This window comes from Corynebacterium sp. 212_CJEI, assembly GCF_001055915.1.
Classification (GTDB): domain Bacteria; phylum Actinomycetota; class Actinomycetes; order Mycobacteriales; family Mycobacteriaceae; genus Corynebacterium; species Corynebacterium jeikeium_D.
This window is the reverse complement of sequence record NZ_JVPT01000071.1, coordinates 1-8,062: the sequence shown is the minus strand read 5'-3', so window position 1 is coordinate 8,062 and position 8,062 is coordinate 1. Positions and strand designations below refer to the sequence as shown.

The window sequence follows — 8,062 nt, the reverse complement described above, 5'->3', positions numbered from 1 at the left end:
GGGTTAAGTAAAGAAAAGTGTGTCCGCATGCCACCATAACCCCAGACCACACACCACAAATCACCAAAGAATAGCTCCCCGAAAGCTATTACCCACACCATCCCGCACCTCCGGCCACATTTGTGCTAACCGCACACCGGTTGGATTAAAGGATGACCACCAACCGCCCCAGCTGCCCACTATGCGGCAACAACACAAAGAAAAACGGCACCACCAGCAAATCAACCACCCGTTGGCGCTGCACCCACTGCGGACACTCCTTTACCCGCAACACCCAAACCCACAACAAAAACACCGCCACCATGGCTTTGTTCATCCAATGGGCCACCGGCACCCAATCTCTAACCACCTTCGCCGCACACCATGGCGTAACCAGGCAAACCATGCACCACCGATTCCGATGGTGCTGGTGGATCATCCCCACACCCACCATCGACTCATTCCGCATCCATGACCAAATCTTCCTCGACGCGACCTATCTAAAGTCCGGATGCCTCCTGATCGCAGCCAGTAAAACCCACGTCATCAACTGGACCTGGGCCAGACACGAAACCACCGCCGCCTACACCGAACTCCTACGCCCCATTGCCGCACCACTAATCGCAGTCACAGACGGCGGACAAGGTGCCCAATCAGCCATCCACCACTGCTGGCCAACAACACGCATCCAACGCTGCCTCGTCCACGCCCAACGAACAGTCCGCCGCCACACCACCAGCAACCCCCGCACCGATGCCGGCAAAACCCTCTACCGCCTAGCCCTGAAACTCACTCGCATCACCGACCTTGACCAAGCATCCACATGGGTCGCCCACCTGCACGAATTCGACCACACCTACCGGGAATGGATGAACGAGAAAACCACCATCAAAGACCCTGCTACCGGCGCCTACACCAAGGTCTACACCCACCAACGCGTCCGAGCGGCCTATCAATCATTGCTATCTCTGCACCGCAGAGACCTGCTGTTTACCTACCTGCAACCCCCACCAACAACCATCGACCCCGACAACCTTGCAGCAACAACAAACAGCCTCGAAGGTGGCATCAACGCCCCCATAAAAGAACTAGCCCGCAGACACCGCGGACTATCACTACCGCATCAACGCACAGTGATGGATTGGTGGCTGTATCTACATACAGAAGTCCCTGACGATCCGGTCAAGATCGCCAGGGACCAACGATGGGGTCAAGACGCACTTTCCACAGCAACAGACCTGATCACCCACAACACCACAGCCACTACCAATGACATCGGTGCACCAGCAGAATACGACACCGCCATCGACACCAGCTACCAACACAACCTCGGCATCCAAAAAGGCTGGATCAAATAACCGCAACACGCCCGGAAAAGACACACTTTTCTTTACTTAACCCGTGCTAGAGGTTATGACGCAAGTTTATTGAATTCCAGAGAATTTCTGAACATCCGGCGAGCGAAGGAAACGCCCGGCCATTTCCACAGCTGGCTGAGAAGAATCTCCTTCGATTACAAGGGACGCAATCGCCAATTCCCCTGTCGTTCCAGCGAACCAGCCATTGGAAAGCTTGCCATCAATTTCTGCTGTACCAGTCTTTCCGCCAAGTGCACTAAGATCACTCAACGACCTAGCTGAACCGTGGTCAATTGTTGATTTCATCATCGTCCGGAGGCTTTGAATAGTTGTATCGCTGACATGCTGGTCTGCCTGTTTATTCACTACTGTCTGTTCGCCTTGAATGAGCTGTGGAGGAACAAGCAAGCCGCCGTTAGCGACAGTCGATTGCATGAGCGCAATCCCAAATGGACTAGCTAGAACCTCGCCCTGTCCAATAGAAGCCTCCACACGAGGAGGTCCAGCCGGTGTCCGCGGCACCGAACCAGTAAGTGTGGTCATCCCTGGTACGTCGAAGTCGGAGCCAATTCCGAGTTCTAAAGCAGTCCGTTGCAGATCATCTTCTCCCAAACGATCCGAAATGACCGCTTGGGTTGTGTTACATGATTGGGCGAAAGCTTCTTCCAGTCGAACGCTACCTAGATCGAAGTCATGATCGTTGGGAATCTTGCGTCCAGCGACGGTGATATTGCTAGGACAAGGTAGTTCCTCATCCATGCTGACTGCCCCTGCCTCTAGTGCCGCCGCTGTGGTCACAGTTTTGAACGTCGATCCCGGTGGGAATAGCCCGGTGAGTGCGATTGGCCCTTGGTTATTTGCCTTGTCATTTTGTGCAACGGCAAGGACACCTCCTGTTCTAGGATTGAGCACGACTAGAACTGCGGCACGTTGCTCACTGTCCACTGCTTGTTTTGCTGCGCTTTGCAGTGTGTTATCCAGAGTGGTTGCGATTGGCTGAACTCGGCGAGGCGGCTCAGAGGCTACCGTCGTCATACCTTGTGAACTCTCAGCGCGTATCGACCATCCTGAATTAGCATCGAGCACTGACTCCCAATATTTGTTCAATTCAGCATCCAGCGGAGAGTTAAGAGTTTTGGACACGCTTAAGAGACGCCCCTGCTCCACAGTGGAAATTCCCTCAAAGGTCCTAAGTTGCTCTTGTATCTTCCGGAATTCTTCCTGCCTCAAAGTGAGGAGCACGGTGTCTTCATCCTGAGACTCTCCCAAGGTCTGCTCGATCCACTCCTTAGTCGTTGTGGGAGACACTGGTGCAAAAATCTGGGCCAATTCCTGCGCTCTAGAGGCTATATCTTTGCGACCTCGTACCTGAATAACTTTCGTCCAGGTCATATATTCATTGCCCAAGCGATCTTTAATTGGAAGATCGTACTGTTTATCTTCAGCAAAAAAGAGTGCGGAATCATCGCTCAACTGAGCTTCGAAGATCGAAGGCAACCATTGAGGCTTACCATCCTGTCCACTAAGGACGAGCCGACCATTGCTCTCCAACTCCACACCATCTTTGGACCAAGTCACATGAGTATTCTGCTTTCCATTGGAAATATCAGATTTTTCGATGTTGACCTTCACACCATGAAGTGACTGCCGAAATTCATGAAGGGCGCGCTCCGGGTCTGGATGATCCAGATACCGTGCAGCCTTGCTGTCATCTCCCGCGTTGAAAGCTTTGAGAAATACGTCTGAGTCTGATTCCCACGGTAGAGCTGAACAGCTGCTCAACATCACTGCGGAGAGCGAACAGAGTGCAATCACCGACTGACGGAAACGATTGTGCTTAGTCATCATGGGAGTGACGTTAAGTGAGACGCATTGGATGCCACCAATATCACATAATGCAATTGTCTCATTTCATTCACATATAGGCGATGGTAGAAGTGTGTATTCAAGTGGCAGAAATTCTAACGAAGAGCGTCCACGAGCAGTCTAGCCACTTCGCCAATAGCACCATCGTGAGTACTCATTGCTTGTTCTGGCACCACCTGTTTCAGCATGATGGACACCACAATGGGCTCCTCGCCCTCAACCTGGATAATCGAAGCTTCACCATGGAGAAGTCCTACAGTGCCCGTTTTTCCATAGATATCAACGCCGCTTGGAGGAAAGCCTGAAGGAACACGGTGACGCCACACCTGCAACCCCAAGAGTTCACACATAGATCGACGTACCGCTGCACTATCGTCTTTCCAAACCTGTTCCAAGTCATTAGTTATTTCCGCCAACGAAGAGACTGCAGAAAACGCTATATCTGTACTACTCCCCCCTTGGGATTGAACATATTGACGCAATTGTTTCTCCGCCGTCACTAAGCTATTCCGATCTTGCAAGTCATAATGAGGTGGAAACCGTTTAAGAAATGCTTCTCGAGCCCACGCAGGCAGTAGACGCAAAATCTCGTGGGCGGCCACGTTATCTGACACCGATGCGACTTGTTTCATTAAGTCTCGGAGACTCACGTTCACTGCGTCATCAAAGGCAGCGAACCCATACCCTTCGTAAGTTCCTTTGGACGGTGCAACGTCAACACGAAGACGAGGATCCAGATCACCTCGTTGAATCGCTTCCAAAGTGAGGTGGAGGAGCCGGATTTTATATAAGGATGCCACCGTAATTTTCTCGTCTTGTTTGCGTCCGATAGTCACCCCATCGTGCAGTCGCGATGCACACCACCATCCCTCACACCCCGACCGCGTCAACACGTTTTCCAGGGCCATCTCCATCCGTGCAGTCATTGGTTAATCCTTCGACAAATTCTTTCGGCGACCGCCATGGCCTCGGCGCCATTGTCCATCCCACCTCGGCGAACCACTACATCCACGGAAAAATCGAAACGGGAAGGAAGCTCAATAGCATTGTCAAACTGGTGAAAACCGCGAAATACCAAAGACATCCCCTCCCCTCTTCCAATCAATAAGCCCCTACCTAGAGCATCCTCTGAATCATTAATTTCGCAAGACACACCCGACCGAAATAGCTCTCTCGCCAAACCACTGGCTGCACTTGAATTGTCATTCAGGTTCTCCACCAGCAGATTCAATTGAGACAAGGTCTTATCCAACCTTGAATACCCCGGCGGCACCACTAGATCACGTGACAGAGAAAACTGCCTCGCACTGCGGTGAGTACCCAAGGGAACCGGAGCTTGAACAAGCCCCGCATGAATAGCGCCTTCTTCAACACGGGCAAGAATCTCAACAGAAGGCAGTGACGACAAAACTACTCCATCATGCTGCTGTGCCTTTGCTGCAATACGCGATCCTATCTCGCTTGGAAGCGCACTACTGATGGCCAAACGAAACCCGCTTTGCGCACCACTTCGGATACCGTCAATCATCGAATGCATAGTCTGAAGATCGCGATTAATCACCCGGGCATATGGAAGCAAGGTCAACCCTGCCTCGGTTAGTTTCACTTCCCCCGCCCCTCGGATAAATAGCGGTGTACCTACACCAGCTTCTAAGCGCTTAATGGCATTGGAGACAGGCGGCTGACTCACTCCCAGTCGCGCTGCCGCCGCTGTAAAACTACCGGTCTCCGCTAAAGCCACGAAATACTGCCATTGGCGCAGATTTCCCGTCTGAGCAATCATGGGTCTCAGCATAGTGGAGCACGAGTTCGCACCACTGCAGCGTAAAATGATGTCTTTGGCTTGAGCAACACCGTCGCGGTGGCGTCGATAAACAAAAAGGAAGTGACACACAGCGTGGGCATTGGAAACGGACCGCTCATTGTGCAGTCGGATAAGACCGTGCTGCTGGAAATCGACCACGAACAGGCGCAGGAGGCGCGCACCGCGCTGGCACCGTTCGCGGAGCTGGAGCGCGCGCCGGAGCACGTGCACACCTACCGCATCACCCCGCTGGCGCTGTGGAACGCCCGCGCGGCAGGGCACGACGCGGAGCAGATCATGGACGTGCTGGAAACCTACTCGCGGTTCCCCGCCCCGCAGCCGCTGCTCATCGACATTGCCGACACGATGGATCGCTACGGGCGGCTGAAGCTCATCAAGCACCCAGCGCACGGGCTCGTGCTAGAGACGACGGACAGGGCTGTGCTGACGGAGATCCGGCGTCACAAAAAGATCAAGCCCATGTTGGGCGCAGAGATCGACGAGGACTCGATCGTTGTGCACCCTTCCGAGCGCGGCAGGCTCAAGCAGGAACTGCTGAAGGTCGGCTGGCCCGCAGAGGACCTGGCGGGATACGTCGACGGCGAGGCACACCCCATCGAGCTGTCGCAGGAACACGAAGAATGGCAGCTGCGCGACTACCAGGAGATGGCGGCCGATAGCTTCTGGGAAGGCGGCTCGGGCGTGGTAGTGCTGCCATGTGGTGCGGGCAAGACGATGGTCGGCGCGGCCTCGATGGCCAAGGCAAAGGCCACCACCCTGATCCTGGTGACGAACACCGTCGCGGGCAGGCAGTGGAAGGACGAGCTAGTGCGCCGCACCTCCCTGACGGAGGATGAAATCGGCGAATACTCCGGAGAGAAGAAGGAGATCCGCCCCGTGACCATCGCCACCTACCAAGTGGTCACGCGCAAGTCGAAGGGCGAATACCGGGCGCTGGAGCTGTTCGACTCCCGCGACTGGGGCTTAATCATTTACGACGAGGTTCACCTGCTGCCTGCCCCGGTGTTCCGCATGACCTCCGACCTGCAGTCTCGCCGCCGTCTGGGGCTCACCGCCACCCTGGTGCGCGAGGACGGCCGCGAAGGCGACGTATTCAGCCTGATCGGGCCGAAGCGCTATGACGCCCCATGGAAGGACATCGAGGCCTTCCTGGATCGCATGTCCCCCGGCGGTCTCTCGTCCGTTCCCCAGTCCCTGCGGTATTTGATTGACGACGCCACCAGGGCATTCCAGCAGGGCTCCGCCACCGAACCCCACTCGGCTCGTGTCCCGTCTCGCGTGGATACTCCCCAGCGCAACATCATGGACATCACTGGGGACTCCACCGAGATCGCCTCGGAGATCGACGGCGCCGTGGAGGGTTTTCGCCGCGCCCACGACCAGGCCATCGCCGTGGACCCGGCGGACGGCACGAAGGCCTCGGACACCCGGACCTTCCGCTCGCCGCGGGAGATCATGTCCGAGCTGCGCCGCGCCTATACCGCGGGCACACAGGTGCGCCTGCACTACGTGGACTATGCGGGTGCCACCAGCCATGACTGGATCTCCATCGTGATGATGACCCCCTCCACCATCTCCGCGGTGCTCGAATCCACCGGGGAGAGCCTCACGATCCAACCCCACCGCATCGCTGCGGTGGACGTGCCGTGCTAGAGGGTTAAGTAAAGAAAAGTGTGTCCGCATGCCACCATAACCCCAGACCACACACCACAAATCACCAAAGAATAGCTCCCCGAAAGCTATTACCCACACCATCCCGCACCTCCGGCCACATTTGTGCTAACCGCACACCGGTTGGATTAAAGGATGACCACCAACCGCCCCAGCTGCCCACTATGCGGCAACAACACAAAGAAAAACGGCACCACCAGCAAATCAACCACCCGTTGGCGCTGCACCCACTGCGGACACTCCTTTACCCGCAACACCCAAACCCACAACAAAAACACCGCCACCATGGCTTTGTTCATCCAATGGGCCACCGGCACCCAATCTCTAACCACCTTCGCCGCACACCATGGCGTAACCAGGCAAACCATGCACCACCGATTCCGATGGTGCTGGTGGATCATCCCCACACCCACCATCGACTCATTCCGCATCCATGACCAAATCTTCCTCGACGCGACCTATCTAAAGTCCGGATGCCTCCTGATCGCAGCCAGTAAAACCCACGTCATCAACTGGACCTGGGCCAGACACGAAACCACCGCCGCCTACACCGAACTCCTACGCCCCATTGCCGCACCACTAATCGCAGTCACAGACGGCGGACAAGGTGCCCAATCAGCCATCCACCACTGCTGGCCAACAACACGCATCCAACGCTGCCTCGTCCACGCCCAACGAACAGTCCGCCGCCACACCACCAGCAACCCCCGCACCGATGCCGGCAAAACCCTCTACCGCCTAGCCCTGAAACTCACTCGCATCACCGACCTTGACCAAGCATCCACATGGGTCGCCCACCTGCACGAATTCGACCACACCTACCGGGAATGGATGAACGAGAAAACCACCATCAAAGACCCTGCTACCGGCGCCTACACCAAGGTCTACACCCACCAACGCGTCCGAGCGGCCTATCAATCATTGCTATCTCTGCACCGCAGAGACCTGCTGTTTACCTACCTGCAACCCCCACCAACAACCATCGACCCCGACAACCTTGCAGCAACAACAAACAGCCTCGAAGGTGGCATCAACGCCCCCATAAAAGAACTAGCCCGCAGACACCGCGGACTATCACTACCGCATCAACGCACAGTGATGGATTGGTGGCTGTATCTACATACAGAAGTCCCTGACGATCCGGTCAAGATCGCCAGGGACCAACGATGGGGTCAAGACGCACTTTCCACAGCAACAGACCTGATCACCCACAACACCACAGCCACTACCAATGACATCGGTGCACCAGCAGAATACGACACCGCCATCGACACCAGCTACCAACACAACCTCGGCATCCAAAAAGGCTGGATCAAATAACCGCAACACGCCCGGAAAAGACACACTTTTCTTTACTTAACCC

6 protein-coding genes are annotated in these 8,062 nt (G+C 55.5%); 3 read left to right on the top strand and 3 right to left on the bottom strand.

Annotation, left to right across the window (positions count from 1 at the left end; translation table 11 throughout):
* Window positions 1–152 precede the first annotated feature (152 nt).
* Entirely contained in the window at window positions 153–1,337 is a 1,185-nt protein-coding gene (locus ADB02_RS09115) for an IS256-like element IS3503 family transposase (RefSeq protein WP_011018353.1), read from the top strand.
* Window positions 1,338–1,403: 66 nt separating this feature from the next.
* Here the strand turns inward: ADB02_RS09115 and pbp2m are convergent, their stop codons facing one another.
* The 3 genes from pbp2m to ADB02_RS09100 all read right to left on the bottom strand — a co-directional run bounded on the left by pbp2m (window position 1,404) and on the right by ADB02_RS09100 (window position 4,986).
* Window positions 1,404–3,185 (bottom strand): penicillin-binding protein PBP2M, encoded by a 1,782-nt coding sequence (gene pbp2m / locus ADB02_RS09110; RefSeq protein WP_016421369.1) that lies wholly within the window; start codon window positions 3,183–3,185, stop codon window positions 1,404–1,406.
* A gap of 113 nt (window positions 3,186–3,298) precedes the next feature.
* On the bottom strand, window positions 3,299–4,129 hold the full coding sequence (locus ADB02_RS09105) for a serine hydrolase (protein ID WP_012360808.1): 831 nt from the start codon (window positions 4,127–4,129) through the stop codon (window positions 3,299–3,301).
* Window positions 4,126–4,986 (bottom strand): LysR family transcriptional regulator, encoded by an 861-nt coding sequence (locus ADB02_RS09100; RefSeq protein ID WP_012360809.1) that lies wholly within the window; start codon window positions 4,984–4,986, stop codon window positions 4,126–4,128. The genes ADB02_RS09105 and ADB02_RS09100 overlap by 4 nt, the downstream gene beginning before the upstream one ends.
* Before the next feature lie 114 nt (window positions 4,987–5,100).
* On the opposite strand from ADB02_RS09100, the gene ADB02_RS09095 reads away from it, so the two are divergent.
* Entirely contained in the window at window positions 5,101–6,681 is a 1,581-nt protein-coding gene (locus ADB02_RS09095; protein ID WP_016421371.1) for a helicase-associated domain-containing protein, read from the top strand.
* Between the two features lie 153 nt (window positions 6,682–6,834).
* Window positions 6,835–8,019, top strand: coding sequence for an IS256-like element IS3503 family transposase (locus ADB02_RS09090; protein ID WP_011018353.1), 1,185 nt, complete (start codon window positions 6,835–6,837; stop codon window positions 8,017–8,019).
* Window positions 8,020–8,062: the final 43 nt, after the last annotated feature.